Source organism: Kitasatospora sp. NPDC057692, assembly GCF_042799475.1.
Classification (GTDB): Bacteria; Actinomycetota; Actinomycetes; order Streptomycetales; family Streptomycetaceae; genus Kitasatospora.
Genome location: NZ_JBHVIV010000033.1, coordinates 32702 through 47301, shown reverse-complemented (window position 1 = coordinate 47301; position 14600 = coordinate 32702). Strand labels below are relative to the sequence as shown.

Annotated in this window: 16 protein-coding genes; 7 read left to right on the top strand and 9 right to left on the bottom strand. The window is 72.7% G+C overall.

Annotation, left to right across the window (positions count from 1 at the left end):
* Window positions 1-43 precede the first annotated feature (43 nt).
* Together ACFVFS_RS20105 and ACFVFS_RS20100 are read left to right on the top strand one after the other, a co-directional pair.
* Entirely contained in the window at window positions 44-370 is a 327-nt protein-coding gene (locus ACFVFS_RS20105) for a MazG-like family protein (RefSeq protein WP_380625941.1), read from the top strand.
* A 142-nt stretch (window positions 371-512) separates the two neighbouring features.
* On the top strand, window positions 513-2339 hold the full coding sequence (locus ACFVFS_RS20100) for an ABC transporter ATP-binding protein (RefSeq protein ID WP_380625980.1): 1827 nt from the start codon (window positions 513-515) through the stop codon (window positions 2337-2339).
* 144 nt (window positions 2340-2483) lie between these two features.
* Here the strand turns inward: ACFVFS_RS20100 and tgmB are convergent, their stop codons facing one another.
* Both tgmB and tgmA read right to left on the bottom strand, forming a co-directional pair.
* Window positions 2484-3449, bottom strand: coding sequence for an ATP-grasp ribosomal peptide maturase (tgmB, locus tag ACFVFS_RS20095; protein WP_380625940.1), 966 nt, complete (start codon window positions 3447-3449; stop codon window positions 2484-2486).
* A complete protein-coding gene (gene tgmA, locus ACFVFS_RS20090) occupies window positions 3449-3751 on the bottom strand; it encodes a putative ATP-grasp-modified RiPP (RefSeq protein WP_380625939.1) in 303 nt (100 codons plus the stop codon). Before tgmA ends, tgmB begins: the two co-directional genes overlap by 1 nt.
* Before the next feature lie 176 nt (window positions 3752-3927).
* Here tgmA and ACFVFS_RS20085 point away from each other — a divergent pair, with 176 nt between their 5' ends.
* Window positions 3928-4542 (top strand): TetR/AcrR family transcriptional regulator, encoded by a 615-nt coding sequence (locus tag ACFVFS_RS20085; protein ID WP_380625979.1) that lies wholly within the window; start codon window positions 3928-3930, stop codon window positions 4540-4542.
* A 14-nt stretch (window positions 4543-4556) separates the two neighbouring features.
* Here ACFVFS_RS20085 and ACFVFS_RS20080 read toward each other — a convergent pair whose 3' ends face one another.
* Together ACFVFS_RS20080 and ACFVFS_RS20075 are read right to left on the bottom strand one after the other, a co-directional pair.
* Window positions 4557-5063 (bottom strand): GNAT family N-acetyltransferase, encoded by a 507-nt coding sequence (locus tag ACFVFS_RS20080; RefSeq protein WP_380625938.1) that lies wholly within the window; start codon window positions 5061-5063, stop codon window positions 4557-4559.
* A gap of 65 nt (window positions 5064-5128) precedes the next feature.
* The gene (locus ACFVFS_RS20075) at window positions 5129-5941 is read right to left on the bottom strand and encodes an NAD(P)-binding domain-containing protein (RefSeq protein WP_380625937.1); all 813 of its coding nucleotides are present in this window, start codon (window positions 5939-5941) and stop codon (window positions 5129-5131) included.
* A 188-nt stretch (window positions 5942-6129) separates the two neighbouring features.
* Here ACFVFS_RS20075 and ACFVFS_RS20070 point away from each other — a divergent pair, with 188 nt between their 5' ends.
* Window positions 6130-6597 (top strand): hypothetical protein, encoded by a 468-nt coding sequence (locus ACFVFS_RS20070; RefSeq protein ID WP_380625936.1) that lies wholly within the window; start codon window positions 6130-6132, stop codon window positions 6595-6597.
* A 298-nt stretch (window positions 6598-6895) separates the two neighbouring features.
* Here the strand turns inward: ACFVFS_RS20070 and ACFVFS_RS20065 are convergent, their stop codons facing one another.
* Window positions 6896-7492, bottom strand: a complete 597-nt coding sequence (locus ACFVFS_RS20065; protein WP_380625935.1) for a TetR/AcrR family transcriptional regulator — start codon at window positions 7490-7492, stop codon at window positions 6896-6898.
* A gap of 109 nt (window positions 7493-7601) precedes the next feature.
* On the opposite strand from ACFVFS_RS20065, the gene ACFVFS_RS20060 reads away from it, so the two are divergent.
* Window positions 7602-8528 carry a TIGR03620 family F420-dependent LLM class oxidoreductase gene (locus ACFVFS_RS20060; RefSeq protein WP_380625934.1) on the top strand — a complete coding sequence of 309 codons (927 nt, stop codon included), beginning with the start codon at window positions 7602-7604 and terminating at the stop codon, window positions 8526-8528.
* 81 nt (window positions 8529-8609) lie between these two features.
* Window positions 8610-9548, top strand: a complete 939-nt coding sequence (locus tag ACFVFS_RS20055; protein ID WP_380625933.1) for a hypothetical protein — start codon at window positions 8610-8612, stop codon at window positions 9546-9548.
* Between the two features lie 45 nt (window positions 9549-9593).
* On the opposite strand, the gene ACFVFS_RS20050 is transcribed toward ACFVFS_RS20055, so the two are convergent.
* A complete protein-coding gene (locus tag ACFVFS_RS20050; RefSeq protein ID WP_380625932.1) occupies window positions 9594-10784 on the bottom strand; it encodes a cytochrome P450 in 1191 nt (396 codons plus the stop codon).
* Between the two features lie 209 nt (window positions 10785-10993).
* On the opposite strand from ACFVFS_RS20050, the gene ACFVFS_RS20045 reads away from it, so the two are divergent.
* Window positions 10994-11653 (top strand): helix-turn-helix domain-containing protein, encoded by a 660-nt coding sequence (locus ACFVFS_RS20045; protein WP_380625931.1) that lies wholly within the window; start codon window positions 10994-10996, stop codon window positions 11651-11653.
* 461 nt (window positions 11654-12114) lie between these two features.
* Here ACFVFS_RS20045 and ACFVFS_RS20040 read toward each other — a convergent pair whose 3' ends face one another.
* From ACFVFS_RS20040 to ACFVFS_RS20030, 3 genes are read right to left on the bottom strand one after another with little or no spacing between them, the layout of a single operon-like run.
* Window positions 12115-12696, bottom strand: coding sequence for a hypothetical protein (locus ACFVFS_RS20040; protein WP_380625930.1), 582 nt, complete (start codon window positions 12694-12696; stop codon window positions 12115-12117).
* The gene (locus ACFVFS_RS20035) at window positions 12693-14018 is read right to left on the bottom strand and encodes a radical SAM protein (protein ID WP_380625929.1); all 1326 of its coding nucleotides are present in this window, start codon (window positions 14016-14018) and stop codon (window positions 12693-12695) included. Before ACFVFS_RS20035 ends, ACFVFS_RS20040 begins: the two co-directional genes overlap by 4 nt.
* Window positions 14015-14413: a transposase gene (locus ACFVFS_RS20030; RefSeq protein WP_380625978.1), complete on the bottom strand. Its 399-nt coding sequence runs from the start codon at window positions 14411-14413 to the stop codon at window positions 14015-14017. The genes ACFVFS_RS20035 and ACFVFS_RS20030 overlap by 4 nt, the downstream gene beginning before the upstream one ends.
* Between the last annotated feature and the right edge of the window lie 187 nt (window positions 14414-14600).

The window sequence follows — 14600 nt, the reverse complement described above, 5'->3', positions numbered from 1 at the left end:
CCGTGTTGAACGAGCGGTTCGAACAGCGGCAGGATCCCGCGCCATGGACGACACCTGGAAGACGCTCAACTCCCTTGCCGAAAGCCTTGATTCACACTCCGCCATGCTCGGCGAGCAGCGCTGGCTGGTGCAGATCGTGAAGCTCCAGGAGGAGGTCGGCGAGGTCGCCGAAGCGGCGATCGGGGCGCTCGGGGAGAACCCGCGCAAGGGGCGTTCCCATGACTGGGACGACGTACGGAAGGAGGCCTGCGACGTGGCGGTGACCGCGCTGGTGCTGCTGGTCCGGATGGGCGGGGACCCCCGCTGGTTCTTCGAGGAGCACCTGCGGATGGTCGCCGCCCGCACACATCCGCGACCGGTCACGCCCTGACACCCCGCGCTCCCCGCCCCCGCCCCTGCCCCCACCCCGCCCCACCCGAGCGAAGGAGGACCTCTTGCCGCACGATCCCGCCGAGGACGACGAGCTGAGCCTGGTCGAGGAAGGGGACGAGTACTCGACGCGCCTGGCGTCGATGACCTTCCGGCAGATGGTGGCCAGACTGCCGCGGCTGACCGCCCGGTCGGTGGCACTGGCCTGGCGGGTGGACCGTCCGGCGGTGCTCGGGCTGCTGACCTGCCAGCTGGTCTCCGGCGTCGCCGAGGCCACCGGCCTGCTCGCGATGGCCGGCACGATCGGGGCCCTGTTCTCCTCCGGCCAGGTCGTCGACCGGCTCCTGGACGCCTGGGTGCCGGTCCTGGTGCTGGTGTCCGCGGCCGGCCTGCACGCCGTCCTGGGGATCGCCACGAACTGGCTGTCCTCCCGGCTGGTCCCGGCCGCCCAGCAGGAGGCCGAGGTGCTGTTCCTGGAGGCGGCGCTGAACGTCGAGCTGTCGGCCTACGACAGCCCCGGGTTCCGGGACCGCAAGGACGCCGCGGAGCGCGGGGCGGAGTGGGCCGGGGACCTCTTCGCCACCGGCCAGGCCCTCATCGCCTCGGCGGCCACGACGGCGGCCGGAGCGCTGGTGCTGGCCTCGTTCCACCCGGTCCTGCTGCCGCTGCTGGTCCTGGCCGGCCTGCCGCAGGCCTGGGCGCAGATCCACGCCGCCCGCACCGCCCGGATGGCGTTCACCAGCACCATGAGCCTGTCCCGGATGAAGTACATGCTGCGCTGGCACCTGTCAGCCCGGGAGACCGCCGACCAGATCCGCACCGGCACGATGACCCCGTTCCTGATGCGCCGCTACCGGAAGGTCGCCACCGGGCTCTACGAGTCGCAGCGGCGCGCCGCCGCCCTCGGCGCCCGCTCCGCGCTGATCGGTGCGGCGCTCGGCGGGCTCGCCTCCGGCGTCGTCTGGGCGGTGCTGGTGTGGCTGCTGTCCACCGGCCGGCTCTCGGCGGCGGCCGGCGGCGCGGCGGCGTTCGCCCTGCGATCGGTGGCCTCCGGCACCAAGGGCGTCGCGAACGCCGGGGCCCGGATGTTCCGCGACGGCCTGTACTTCCAGGACTGGGCCGACTTCCTGGCCGAGGCCGGGGGCTACCGCATCGACCGCGGCCGGGCCGTGCCCGAACAGGTCCGTGAGGTCCGCGTCCGGAACCTCACCTACCGGTACGACGGCGCGGACCGCGACGCCCTGTGCGACGTGAGCCTCACCGTCCGGCGCGGCGAGGTGATCGCGCTGGTCGGCGAGAACGGCTCCGGGAAGACCACCCTCTCCCGGCTCCTCGCCGGCCTCTACCTGCCCACCGCGGGCAGCGTCGCCTGGGATGGCGTCGACACCCGCGACCTCGACCCCCAGCTGGCGTGGAAGCACACCGCGGTCGTCCCGCAGGACTTCGCCCGCTGGCCGTTCAACGCCCGCCAGAACATCACCCAGGGCCAGCCCGTGCCGGGCGGCGACAGCGCGATCCGCACGGCCTGCGAGGCCTCCGGCGCCGACGAGGTCGTCGACGGGCTCGGCCGCGGCCTCGACACCCTGCTGACCCGGGACTGGGCGGGCGGCGAGGCCCTCTCCGGCGGTCAGTGGCAGCGCCTCGCGCTGGCCCGCGCCTTCTACCGCCCCGCGCCGCTGCTGATCCTGGACGAGCCGAGCTCGGCCCTCGACCCCCGCGCCGAACACCGCGTCTTCGCCAACCTGCGCGACCTCGCGGCCGACCGCGCCGTCGTCCTGGTCACCCACCGCCTCGCGAACGTCTCGGTGGCCGACCGGATCGTGGTCCTCGAACACGGCCGCGTCATCCAGCACGGCACCTTCACCGACCTCCTCGCCCGGCCCGGCCGCCTGCGCGAGCTCTGGGAACTCCAGAACGACCGCGCCGCCGTCCCGCCCCAGCGCACACCTCCCGCCACCGGCACGCCCTGACCGCTCCGCCGCGCCCCGCCGCGCCCCGCCGCGCCGCGCTCCGACGCGCTCCGACGCGCGCTTCACGAACGAGCACCCGGGCGAGGCGGCGCAGGAGGCGGACGAGGACGGCGGCCGTACCGCCGTGGGGTCCCGCCGGCCGGTTCAGGCTTCGGGGCCCTTCTGGAGCCGGTCGGCGAGGGCGCGGGCGATCGCGTCGGTGACCGGGGCGGGTTGCCAGGCCCACTGCCCGTTGGGATTGCACTCGAGGAAGTACCAGTCACCGGCCGCCGTGACGGCGAAGTCGAACGCGCCGAAGGCGAGTCGGCAGGTGGCGAGATAGGAGGAGACCGAGCGCGCGACCCGGTCGGGGACGTCGATCGGCGTGCACTCCATGAGGGATTGGCGCCGCCGCCAGTCGAGGTCAGGACTGTCGATCCGGACCGCGAACAGCCGGTTGCCGACCGCCGTGACCCGGACGTCGAAGGCCTTCTCCACCGTGGCCTGGAACAGGTGGGGGCAGGCGGCCACCGCAGCGGTGATCTCGTGCGCGCGCACCTCCCGCACCCACACCTGCCGCGCCTGGCCGCCGACCTTGTACGGGGTGTTCCACAGCGGCTTGTAGACCACACCGGTGCTTTGGCGGGCGATGAACTCCCGTGCCTCGGCCGGGTCGTTGGTGATCACGGTGCTGGGGACCGGGAAGCCGCTGCGCTGCGCGGTGGCGAGCTGGGCCGGCTTGTACTCCGCGGCCCGGTTGCTCCACGGGTGGTTCACGTAGTGGGCTCCGGGGAGCGACGCCAGGATGCCGCCGACGCCCCACTGGGACTGCGATCCGGCGAACCGGCGGTCCTGTTCCTCCAGCTCGCCGGGGCCCTGGAAGGGCGAGGGGCGGCGGGTCCAGACGGAGCGCACCGCGGTGAGGTCGAGTTCCCGGCTCGCCGTGCGCAGGGTGCCGCGCTGGTCGCCCGTGCGGTACGCGGCGGTCAGCGTGGCACCCGCGTGCAGGTCGGCGCCCGGGTCGAGACGGACCACCGGGACCCGGCGGTCCGCGAGGATGCGCAGGACCAGGTCGGCGGTCACGTCATGGTGGCCGGTCAGGACCAGGACCGACCCGCTCGGGTCCGTCATCACCAGCCGCTGGGGTCCGAGTCCGAGTCCGAGTCGGAGTCCGAGTTGTTGTCGGAGTCGTAGCTGTCCGCAGTGCTGGTGCTGGTGGAGTTCTGGGTGCTGCTGCTGGTGCTGGTGGAGTTCGCGGGGCTGCTGACGGTCAGGTGGTCGACGAGTTCGACCGTGCGGCCGCTCCCGTCGATGAGCACGGCCAGCTGGGTCTCGGGGTCGATCACCGGGGTGAGTACGGGAACCAGGTCGGTCTCGGCGTACGGCGCCATGCGGGTGGTGCCCCACGGGGCGCCGTGGTCTCGCGTGTCCATCGTTCGACTCCCTTTCTTCCGATGTCACAGGGACGGCTCTCCCCCCGCCTGAGCGGAGGCCATCGGCGGGCCGTCGCGGCTCGGTGGTGCTCACCGCAGCCTCGCCGGCTACCACATATGTGGTACCACGGGTGGGGTAGTGTAAACAAGGAGCCGATGGAAAAGGGGAGTTGACGGTGAATCCGGAGCGCCGGAACCTGCTGGGCGACGCGGCCGTCGAGGTGCTGGCCGAGGCCGGAGGGCGCGGCCTGACCCACCGGGCCGTCGACGCGGCCGCGGGTGTGCCGCTGGGAACCGCGAAGAACTACTTCCCGACCCGGGACGCCCTGCTGCGCACGGTGGCCGAGCGGTGCGTGGAGCAGTACCGCGCGGCAACGGCGCAGGTGGCGGCCCCCGAGGCGGGGCCCGCCGACCGTGAAGGCCTGGTGCTCCTGTTCCGCGGGCTGCTCACCAACCTCGCCGGCCCGGGGCGGCTCCGCATGCTCGCCTATCTGGAGCTGCAGACCGAGGCCGCCCGCAAGCCCTGGCTGTCGGAGATCCTCGACGGGATCGCCACCGCCGACTTCGAGGGCTTCGAACGGGCCCAGCGGGCCGCAGGGCTTCCCGTCACCGCGCAGCGGGCCGCCGGTGTGACGCTCGCCCTGCACGGCGCCGTCCTCCACCTGCTGGCGGACGGCCCCCGCACGCTGGCCGCCGCTGGCCTGGGCGACCCCGATCGCTTCGTCCGCGGCCTGCTGGACGCGGTGTACCCGGCGAGCGCGGGCAGTCGGCCGCCCGTGGTGGACGACTGACGCTCCCGGCCGGTTCAGCCTCTCGGCGTCGGCGTCGGCGGCGGCGGGGCGGGCAGGTCGGAACGACGGTCGGGCGTGCGCGCCGGACAGAGGTAGAACAGCTCGGGGTCGCCCTCGTCCAGGCCGTGGAGGAGGCCGACCGGACTCCACCCGGCTCCCTGGAGCAGCCGCTGCATCGGCTGGTTGGAGACGTTGGTCGAGGTGAACAGCTTCGGGGTTTCGCACCCGGCCGCCACGGCGTCCAGCAACTTCCTGCCGACACCGCCACCCCGAGCGGACGGGGCGACCATCACCATCGTGACGAAGCCCTGTTCGAAGAAGGTGTACTCGACCACGCAGTAGCCGAGCGGACCGGACGCACCCTCCGCGACGACCGCCAGGCCCTGCCGGCACCACCGCCGGATGCTCGCCACGCGCGCCCCGTCGCCCTGGAGCGCGACCGAGTCGATGCCGGCCAGGGCGTCCGTGTCCGATTCCCCGGCGCGGCGCACCACGAGCTCGCCGAGGTCCGTTGCATCCATGGGGCCATCCTGTCAGTTCGTGTCCGTGGCGGCTGTGCGGCCCCTGGGTGCCGGTCGCTGGCCGCCTATCGCCGGCCCGGGCGCTCCTGGTTCAGGTGGGTGAGGAGGCCGTCCAGGGCGTCCTTGAGGGCTGCGGCGTTGGCCGGATCGAACCAGGTGGTGCGGATGCGTTCGTTGCTGCCGCCGGGTGTCTCGTGGTCGGCGGCGAGTCGGTGCAGGGGGCGCGTCGCGTCGCCCAGGGAGCGGCCGACGTTCTGGAAGAGGCCGCGCACGTAGTGGTCGGCGGCGTCGGGGGCGATGCCGTGGCCGGTGGCCCAGGAGGTGAGCGTGGTGAGGTAGGCGTAGTGGGCGGTGAGGGTCGAGGTCAGCGCGGAGAAGACGTTGAAGGCCTCCTGGTCCGCGACGGGGAGCACACCGCCCAACCGGCCGAAGAGGGCGTCCGCCACCGGGTGGGAGGGGTGGGTCACGGTGACCGACCGGCGCTCGCGCACGGCCGGCAGCGGGATGGCGCCCACGATCGCGGCGCCGGTGGCGAGGGTCCGGCGCAGGTCCTCGGTGGAGACGCCGGCGATCAGGTTGACCACGGTCCGGTCGTCGTCCACCTGCAGCCCGGCGAGCGCCTCGCGGTGGTCCTGGCGGCGCAGGGCGATGACCACCGTCTCGGAGCGGTCCACCACCTCCTGGTTGTCGGCGCACACCCGGACGCCCCCGAAGCGCTCGGCCAGCTCGGCGGCGGTGCGGGCACCTCGGGGGGAGAGGTGGACGTCCGGAGGCGTGAAGTCACCGTCGCCGCCGTCGTTGCGCAGGCCTTCGACGATCGCCCGGCCGATCTCGCCCACTCCGATGATGCCGATGCTCTGCACGGTGCCGTCCTCCATGGTGCGCGGTGGTGAGCCGGACGGAGCCGACGTTACGTCAGTTGCGGCCTCCACCACAGGCCGGGCGGCCGCGCCCGCCGCCCGGGCTCCGGTTCCGGTGGCGGGCTGAACTCGTCGAGCGGGTGTCGCCGATCTTGTGGCGGTAGAACGCCTACGGGGCGTACGGGCTACGGCTTAAGGTTGGGGCCATGGAGTCCACGACACCGCCCCCGATACTGGCCCGGACGCTCCGCAGGCCGGGGCAGCGCGTAGCTCTCTTCATGGTGGGGGGTGTTTTCGCGCTGATCGGCGCCCTGATGCTGGTCAGCGGCGAGGTCGATCCCGCGGGCGTGGCCCTCTACGCCGTGATCCTCGCAGGCGGTGCCTGGGTTGCGTTCCGCAGCTGTGTCATGGGCGTGCGGATCGACTCCACGGGTCTCACCGAACGTGGTCTGGGGCGCTCGAAGGCCGTTCCGTGGTGCGCCATCAGCGCGATCGACACCGGTGACGGCCCTGGCCCGGCCCCGGCGGGGGCTCCCGGACTGATCCTCAAGAACGGTGAGCACGTGGGGCTGGGCGCCCTCGCCTCGTATTCCAGTCGTGCGATCGACGCCGACTTCGCGCTGCTCAAGTCCCTGCACGCCGACCATGTCGCCGGCTGTCCTGACTGCGCGTGATTCCCGCGCCGGGTCCTCGGCCCTCAGGTGTCCTGTCGCCGCCGCGTGCACGGAGGTCGGCCTTGCCGTAGCGGGCGACGACCGGTGGGTGTCGAGTTGCCGGACGGCGGAGCCGTGCCGGAGCAGGCCCCGGTTCCGATCGGGCCGCGCAGCCGGACGGTTCGCGCCGGCCGTACCTCGCGGATCGTCGGCGCCTCGGTGGGCGTGATCCGTCTTCTGCCGCGGCCGGTGAACTGGGCGTCGGGCTCTCCGGATCGGCTTCGGGCGGCGGGGGACCGGCTCCCGGCCGGGGCGGGAGTCACTTCCTCCGGCGCGGTGCCCCGTGCGCGGCGTCCAGCACCAGGTCCAGCAGCCGCTCGGGCTGCTGCCCGGCCTGATCGTCGTGGGCCGTGGCCAGCGCGATCCCGATGACGAGTCGGAGGAGGTCGTCGGCGGCCAGGTCGGCGCGGGCCGTGCCGTGCCGTTGAGCCCGGGCGAGCAGGGCGGCCGCCATGTCCAGGATGCGTCGCCGGCAGTCGAAGCCCAACGCGCCCGCCGACTCCACCAACAGGGCGCTGCCCATGCCCTGGTGCACGCGGGCGTGGGTGAGGAAGGCCCTGAGCCACTGCTCCAGGGCGGCGTCGGCGTCCTCCGAGGCGAGTAGTCGTTCCGCGTGCGCGCCCAGGGTCTCGATGCGGTCCCCGAGCACCGCGGTCAGCAGGGCCGAGCGGTTGGGGAAGTGGCGGTACAGGGTGCCGGGGCCCACCCCCGCCCGGCGGGCGATCTCGTTGAGGGAGGCGCCCGGCCCGGCCTCGGCGAACACGTCGCGCGCCGCCGCCACCAGGCGTTCCCGGTTGAGGCGGGCGTCCGTGCGCTGCGAAGGCTCGGCCGGAGTGGGTCCCTGACTGCTCGTCATCGTCGCGCCCTTCGGTCGGCTCCCGGGATGGCGAACCGGAGAGGTTCTCCGTATCCTAGCCGACAGAAACCGGAGAACCTCTCCGGATAGCCGCCAGAGGAGATGAAGGATGACTGAGGACGCACGGACCGGGCTCGGCCGGGTCGGGATCTGGACCTTCGCCTACGAAGGCCAACCCGCCGGACGCGTACGCGAATCGGCCGCGGAACTGGAGGAGTTGGGCTACGGAGCCATCTGGCACGGCGAGGCGTTCGGCCGCGACACGGTGGGCCAGGCGTGGTTACTGCTGTCCGCGACCCGCCGGATCACCGTGGCCTCCGGGATCGCCAACATCGCCTTCCGGGACCCGATCGCCATGGCCAACGCGACCCGCACGGTCGGTGAGGCCTTCCCCGGGCGCTACCTGCTCGGCCTCGGCGGGCACCGGGTCGACGACACGGTGGTCGAGGTGGACGGCTATCCCGTCCCGGCCCGCGGCAGGGCGCTCGCCACGATGCGCGCCTACCTCGACGCCATGGACGCCACCCCCGCCCACGGCCCGGTACCCGACCCGGCCCCCCGCCGCGTCCTGGCCGCCCTCGGCCCGAAGATGCTCGAACTGGCCGCCGAACGCACCTGGGGCGCGCACCCCTACTTCGTGCCCGTCGAGCACACCGCGCAGGCCCGGGCGATCATGGGGCCGGACGCCTTTCTCGGGGTCGAGCAGGCCGTCGTCCTGGACACCGACCGCGGCCGCGCCCGGGAGGTGGCCGCGGCACACGTCGCCGGATACCTCGCCATGGCACCGCACCAGCAGGCGAACGTCCGCAGGCTCGGCTTCGGTGACGAGGACGTCACGGGCGGCCCGAGCCGCCGCCTGGTGGACGCGATCGTCGCGTACGGCGACACCGGGACGATCCGCCGGCGCGTGCGGGAGCACTTCGACGCGGGGGCCGACCACGTCTGCCTGCAGGTACTGAGTGCCGATCCGGCCGCCCTGCCGGAGCGGGAGTGGCGCGAACTCGCCGCCGCTCTCGTGGCGCCTTCGCCCCGGTGAAGCCGGAGACCCGGCCGCGCCTCCGCACGAGCGGGAACCGGGGATAGAGTCCGAGGTCGGGGCCGGGGGAGGGAAGGGCGCATGACGGCAGAGGACGCAAGCGGCGTCGAGGGCCAGGAGCTTCAGGAGAAGGGGCCGGCGCGGCGACCCACCCCGGACGCCCGCCGGCCCCGCGACGCGCCCCCCGGCCCCGCACACGCCGCCCCCGAGGGCGAGGCCCCCGTCAGGGACTCACCGACCCTCTGGGACAAACCCCTGGTCGGCCCGCGCCACATCTGGTGGAAACACCGGCTCGTGCTGGAGAGCCATCCGGACCTGCCGTCGCCCTCCCCGCTCGACCTCATCACGAAGCGCTGTGATCCGGGCCTGTGGAGGCTTGCACGCCGCTACCGGGGCGGCTACCTCCTGCCCCGTAGCCTCTCCGCCGACCACCAGGAGATCCTCCGCCGGGCGCGGGCCGCGGCCCGCGCCGTCGACGACGCACCCGCCGGGATCCGGGACGAACTCCTCCGCCGCGCGGAACCCCTCGCCGAGAACCGACTGCTCCTGAGGGAGCGCCTGCTGCTGCTCGCCCAGACGCTGGAAACGGGGGACGAGGACCCGGAGTTCGACGCGGCAGCCGAGTCCCGGCCGTTCATCGATGCCCTGGAAGAGCGCGCCCGCGAGGCCTTCGAACTGGCCCTGCGTCAGGCCGGGGCGGTCGAGGTGGTGATCGCGGAGCGGCTGCACCTCGATGGGGAGCTGTACACCGTGGGTCGCCGGAACCTGCGGGCCGTGTCGCGCGTACCGACGGTGGAGCGCCTCGTCTGCGACTGCGGCGGGAGCCGGTGGCTGGTGGTCCTCATCGGCCGGGACGGGGCGATCGGCTGCTCCTGCGGCCGGCTGCGCTGGGAGAACCGCCTCACGCGCGAGGTGGTCGAGCGGACGGCCCCCGGCGTGCCGAGACGGTTCCGGCCGCCCTTCGATCTCGATGCGGTCGCCGCGGAGGCCGGGTTCGGTCCCTTCTGCCGCCAGTGGTGACCCTGCCGTGGCGGCCCACATCTCGAAGGTGGTGGGCGGGGCAGGTCAGGGCGCCCAGGTGACGGGGAGGCTCTTGACGCCGTGGACGTCGGCGGCCTCGGGGCGCAGGGGGACGTCCTCGGGCGGGACGGCGAGGCGGAGGGCGGGGAAGCGGTCGAGGAGGGCGCGGAGGGCGACGCGCAGTTCGACGCGGGCGAGCTGCTGGCCGAGGCACTGGTGGGCGCCGTGGCCGAAGGCGAGGTGGCCGCCGTCCCGGCGGCGGAGGTCGAGGGCGTGCGGGTCGGTGAAGCGGTCGGGGTCGCGGTTGGCGGTCCGGTACGAGAGGACGACAGTCGTGCCGGCCGCGATGGTCGCACCGGCGAGTTCGACGTCCTCCAGAGCCGTCCGCATGAAGGTCTTGGCGACGGTGAGGTACCGCAGCAGTTCCTCCACCGCCTGGTCGACGAGGGCGGGATCGGCGCGCAGGGCGGCCAGTTGGGCGGGGTTCTGGAGGAGGGCGAAGGTGCCGAGGGCGAGGGTGTTGGCGGTGGTGTCGAACCCGGCGGAGAGCAGGATGAGCGCGATGCCCTGGAGTTCCTCGTCGGTGAGGTCGCTGTCGGTGAGGTCGCTGAGCACGTCGTCGGTGGGGTGGGCGCGTTTGGCGGCCACCAGCTGCGCTAGGTAGCGCTGGGTGGCCGTGTAGGCGGCGATCAGCTCGTTCTCGTCGGTCTCCCCGCCGAGGAAGGTCTCGATCTGGCTCTGGAAGGAGCCGCGGTCCTCGTACGGGACGCCCAGCAGCTCGCAGATGACGATGGCGGGGACGGGCTTGGCGAAGGCCGCCACCAGGTCGGCCGAGGAGCCGCCCTGCTCCATCGCGTCCAGGCAGTCGGAGGTGATCCGCTCGATGCGTTCGGTGAGCTGCCGCATCCGCCGGGCGGTGAACCTCCCCACCAGGGGCTTGCGGTAGCGACTGTGCTCCGGGTCGTCCGTGAGCAGGAACTCGCCGGGCGGCGCGGGCGGGAGAGCGAAGTCGACGACGTTCATCAGGTCCTTGCGCGAGCTGAAGCGCGGGTCGGCCAGGACGGACCTGACGAGCTCGTAGCCGGTGATCAACCAGCCGGGGTTTCCGCCGACGTGGGTGAAACGGCTGATGGGGCCGAGCTGCCGGCTTTCCAGCAGCTCGGCGGGCGGATCGAAGGGGCAGCCGGACCGGCGGGTCGTCGGCAGCGTCGTGTCGGTGTGCGGGGACTCGCTCATGACTGTTCCTCGGCTCGCGGGGAGGTGCTTCCGAAGTGTGTTCGGTATATTTCGAAAGCTACGTTGCGTTCAGGGTGTCGTCAATTATGGAATTCCCGTATTCCCAGGTGGGAAGCCGTAAATTGATGCAACAGGGCTGCCGTCGAATGCAACGATTCGTTGCAATGAATGCCGCCGAAGGCAATACTGGCGGCATGCCAGGAGGACGCTTGACCCCGCAGGAGCGCCAACGGATCTCGGCCGGACTCGCCGACCGGCTCCCCTTCGCCGAGATCGCCAGACGGCTCGACCGGCCGACCTCGACGATCAGCCGGGAGGTCGCGCGCAACGGCGGCGCTTCCGCCTACCGGCCCCAGCAGGCCCAGCAGGCGGCGGCCCGACGGGCCAGGCGGGGCGCGCCGCCGACCCGGCCCGCGCCCGGGCCGGCGGTCGACGCGGTGGCGGAGGTGATCGTGGAGGCCGCGGTCAGGTCGGGGATGCCGAGGATGATGGCGCGCGTGCACGTCGACCTGCTGCTGTCCGAGGACGGCAGGCGCACCGCCGCCGAGCTGGCCCGCAGGCTGAGGGTCAGCCCGGCCTCCGTCTCGGTGGCCGTCAACTCCCTCGTAGAGAGCGGCTACATCCGCCGCGAACGCGACCCCCAGCGGCGCCGCGACGTCTACGTCCACGACGACGAGGCCTGGTACCGGTCGATCGTGATCAGCTCCCGGCAGACCCTGGACACGGCGCACGCCGCGACGGACCTCCTGGAGGGATGGGAGCCGGACAGCCCGGTGGCACAGCGACTGGCCAAGGCGGGCGCGTTCCTGGAGCGGGTCATCCAGGACATGCTCGACTCCGCCGAACGCTGGCGCGGCCTCCTGTCCTGACGCACGTCCGGGCCTGGCACTGCCCCCCGGGGTGTGGCGCGGCAGCCCGGTGTCGGGCGGGTTCTGAGGGCGGGTGATCGGCGCCGAGGCGGTTGTGAGCCGGCGGCGGCTTCGGCGGGACGGTGTGGAACAACGCCGGCGTCGTCCCGGCCCGGCCTCGGGAAGCAGGCCGATGCCCTCATCGATGGAGCGACCTCCGCGAGCACGGGGTCGACCCTTGGTGACCTGCGGATCTTTGAGTCAGAGGGCGCTGGTTTATTCAGTTCGATTGAATGGCTGCCTGGATGGAGGCAGGTGTGTCACCGTCATGTCCGCTTACTTCCGAACTGGTTGTCGATGCTGTGGCCGACGCTCCCGAAGCGCAGTCGAATGTGGAGGGTGAGGACCGTCGGCGGGGGTGCCCACTGGAGATCAGGGCTGGTTGGGCGCGCTGTGGGGCACGTCGGCCGGGCGGGCGTGATCTACCGCGCACTGTCCGGCGGGATGACGAGGAAGGCATCGGGTCCGGCCGAGCGGGCGGCGTCGGCGTCGGGCGCCGCTGTGCGCAGGGTGACGACGTTGCCCAGGTGGCGGGAGAGTCGCGCGGCCATGCGCTCCGCCTGCTCGGCCCAGTCCTCGGGGGCTGTGGGGGGCGGGACGACGATCAGTTCCAGGACGTCGGCCGGGTGGGTGGCGGTGCCGTCCGCGACGGGACCGGCGATGGCGAGCAGGGCGGGGGCGGGGGTGAGGTCCGCGGCGGCACGTTCGCGGACTTCCTCCACCACGTGCTGCCGCAGGTCGGCCAGGCCGTCCAGTGCCTTCCACACGACGTGCCCTGCGACCGGCCGCACATCCGCTCCACGCCCACGCGGCTCGATCAGGCCCAGGAGACCGAGGCGGAAGAGCGTGGCCTCCAGTTGGGTGGCGGCGACGGACGCGTCACGGGCCAGGTCCGTGAGCGTCAGCGGCGCCCCGGCGTTCGTCGCCCGGTGGGCGGTCAGCGCGGTGACGATACGGCCCGAGGCGCCGGGGAACAGCGCGGGGATCGGTGTACGGAAGTTCACTGCTTCGCCTCCTGCGACTGTGCGGGGAGGGTGTCCATGAAGGAGCTGACGGAGAAGACGGCGTTCCCGGGGCCGGCCGGCCCGTAGCCGGGCGGCGAGCTCAGTCCGAACTCCTGCATCGTCGCCCGGTACGCCTCAAGCAGCCGGACGTGGTACTCCAGTGGCGCTCCGTGCGGGTTGGCCTTGCCCAGGGGAGTGGTGGGCTCCGGGCACCAGGTGGTGAAGCGCGGGGTGATGCCGTGCGACATGAAGAACCGCAGGCCCTCGATGGTGGAGTCGATGGCCTCGCCGACACCGGTGAAACCGTAGGGCTCGGCCATCTCGACCCCCGCGACGAAGTTCGGGATCACGTTGCGCGGCCCGAAGATCTCGGCGGAGTCCAGGATGCGCCGGTGCCATTCGTCGCGGCCGACGTGCCGTTCCTTCCCGGGGCAGTACAGTTCGAACAGGCGCCGGTCCCACACCTCGTAGTTGGGGTGGTAGATCCGGATCCCGTGGTCGTGGAAGCGCCGCACGGCTTCCTTGGGCAGGGCCTGGGCGACGACCTTGCCGATCCAGCGGCCGGGGAACCGCTCCTCGATCGCCTTGGCGTACTGCCCGTAGAAGTCGGCCTCGTCCAGCCCCCCGACCCGTGAGGTGATCGCCCCGCCGGTCAGCGTGTAGGCGGTGGAAGCGCCGGCGACGTCGTGCCGGTCGATGATCTCCAGCGCCTCCAGGACCTCCTCGACGGGCTTGACGCCGGTGTAGGGGCGGCCCGCGGCCTTGTGCTGGTGCCAGTTGTGGTTGATGTCGCAGTACTGGCACTCCTGCTTGGCGCCGAAGTACTGGCAGACCCGGAACACCGTCAGATAGATCAGATAGCCCCACTGGATGGTCGGGGCGACCTCCATCACCGACTTCCCGCTCGCCAGGGTGTGCCGGTAGTAGTCCGGCATCGGCGGCAGACCGGCATCGGCGATCCGCTCCCCGTCCAGATACAGGCCCAGCCGCCCGTCGGCGCCGGGGGCCACCCGGTAGGGCGAGGCGGGGTTCACCCGGACCGACACCACCGTGCGGCGCAGCCCGTAGGGCCCGCCGGTCAGCACGATCTCCTCCGGCGGGCGGCGCAGCGCGGCCTGGCCCAGCTCGGGCAGGGTGCCGTGGTCGAAGGAGAAGATGAAGTACGACTTCGGTTTGACGTCCCCGTCCTGGTTGTCACTCAGCGCGGCGGCATCGAAGGCGATGCCGCCGCGCAGCAGGTCCTCCTTGATCACCGCTTCCCGGGGAATGTCCGGGAAGCGGTCCATGAGACCTTCGATCAGGGCGGTGCGGGCTTCCGTCATGACCGCCACGCTAGATGTGGAGGATTCTCGTCCGGATCGGTCCCCGGTCGCACTCGGCCTCGGAAGAAGGGAGTAGGCCGCTTCCTGGGGGTGCTGTCCTGGCGATCACGAGCGGAACTGCGCGTCCGTGTCCCGGCCGTGTCCTCCTGGGCCTGGATCCGGTGCAGGAGCATCTGCCAGGTGCCGTCCGCCGACCAGCGCCGGTGCCGCTCGTGCGCCGTCTTCCACGGCCCGTACCGCTCGGGGAGATCCCGCCACGGAAAGTCGGTGCGGATCCGGTGCGATACCCCGTTCACCATCGTCGGAGATTCCGCCACCGGCCGCACCGCCCGCTGCTCACCGGCAGCAGCGGCTCGATCCGCGCCCACCGGACACCGGTCAGACCACCTCTGCATTCCACAGCCCCGCCAACGCCCCGCCCGGCCGTGCCGTCCGATGCTCTGGGGCCGTTCCTCGGGCGGCGAGTCGGGAGGGAGAGCCGCCACGGCGCAGAGCGGGTGGACGGCGCTTTTCTTCGGTGAAGCCCGTACCCGGGAGGGTGCGCTCCTCTATCGTCGGACGGCATGGGGATGGTGGGGGCTG

Bases quoted from the DNA above. Each gene is read 5' to 3' on its own strand.
- ACFVFS_RS20070 (WP_380625936.1), top strand. From the start codon at position 6,130: ATGGAGTCCACGACACCGCCCCCGATACTGGCCCGGACGCTCCGCAGG.
- ACFVFS_RS20105 (WP_380625941.1), top strand. From the start codon at position 44: ATGGACGACACCTGGAAGACGCTCAACTCCCTTGCCGAAAGCCTTGAT.
- ACFVFS_RS20050 (WP_380625932.1), bottom strand. From the start codon at position 10,784: ATGAGCGAGTCCCCGCACACCGACACGACGCTGCCGACGACCCGCCGG.
- ACFVFS_RS20055 (WP_380625933.1), top strand. From the start codon at position 8,610: ATGACGGCAGAGGACGCAAGCGGCGTCGAGGGCCAGGAGCTTCAGGAG.
- ACFVFS_RS20080 (WP_380625938.1), bottom strand. From the start codon at position 5,063: ATGGATGCAACGGACCTCGGCGAGCTCGTGGTGCGCCGCGCCGGGGAA.
- tgmA (WP_380625939.1), bottom strand. From the start codon at position 3,751: ATGGACACGCGAGACCACGGCGCCCCGTGGGGCACCACCCGCATGGCG.
- ACFVFS_RS20100 (WP_380625980.1), top strand. From the start codon at position 513: ATGACCTTCCGGCAGATGGTGGCCAGACTGCCGCGGCTGACCGCCCGG.
- tgmB (WP_380625940.1), bottom strand. From the start codon at position 3,449: ATGACGGACCCGAGCGGGTCGGTCCTGGTCCTGACCGGCCACCATGAC.
- ACFVFS_RS20030 (WP_380625978.1), bottom strand. From the start codon at position 14,413: ATGCAGAGGTGGTCTGACCGGTGTCCGGTGGGCGCGGATCGAGCCGCT.
- ACFVFS_RS20075 (WP_380625937.1), bottom strand. From the start codon at position 5,941: ATGGAGGACGGCACCGTGCAGAGCATCGGCATCATCGGAGTGGGCGAG.
- ACFVFS_RS20060 (WP_380625934.1), top strand. From the start codon at position 7,602: ATGACTGAGGACGCACGGACCGGGCTCGGCCGGGTCGGGATCTGGACC.
- ACFVFS_RS20065 (WP_380625935.1), bottom strand. From the start codon at position 7,492: ATGACGAGCAGTCAGGGACCCACTCCGGCCGAGCCTTCGCAGCGCACG.
- ACFVFS_RS20035 (WP_380625929.1), bottom strand. From the start codon at position 14,018: ATGACGGAAGCCCGCACCGCCCTGATCGAAGGTCTCATGGACCGCTTC.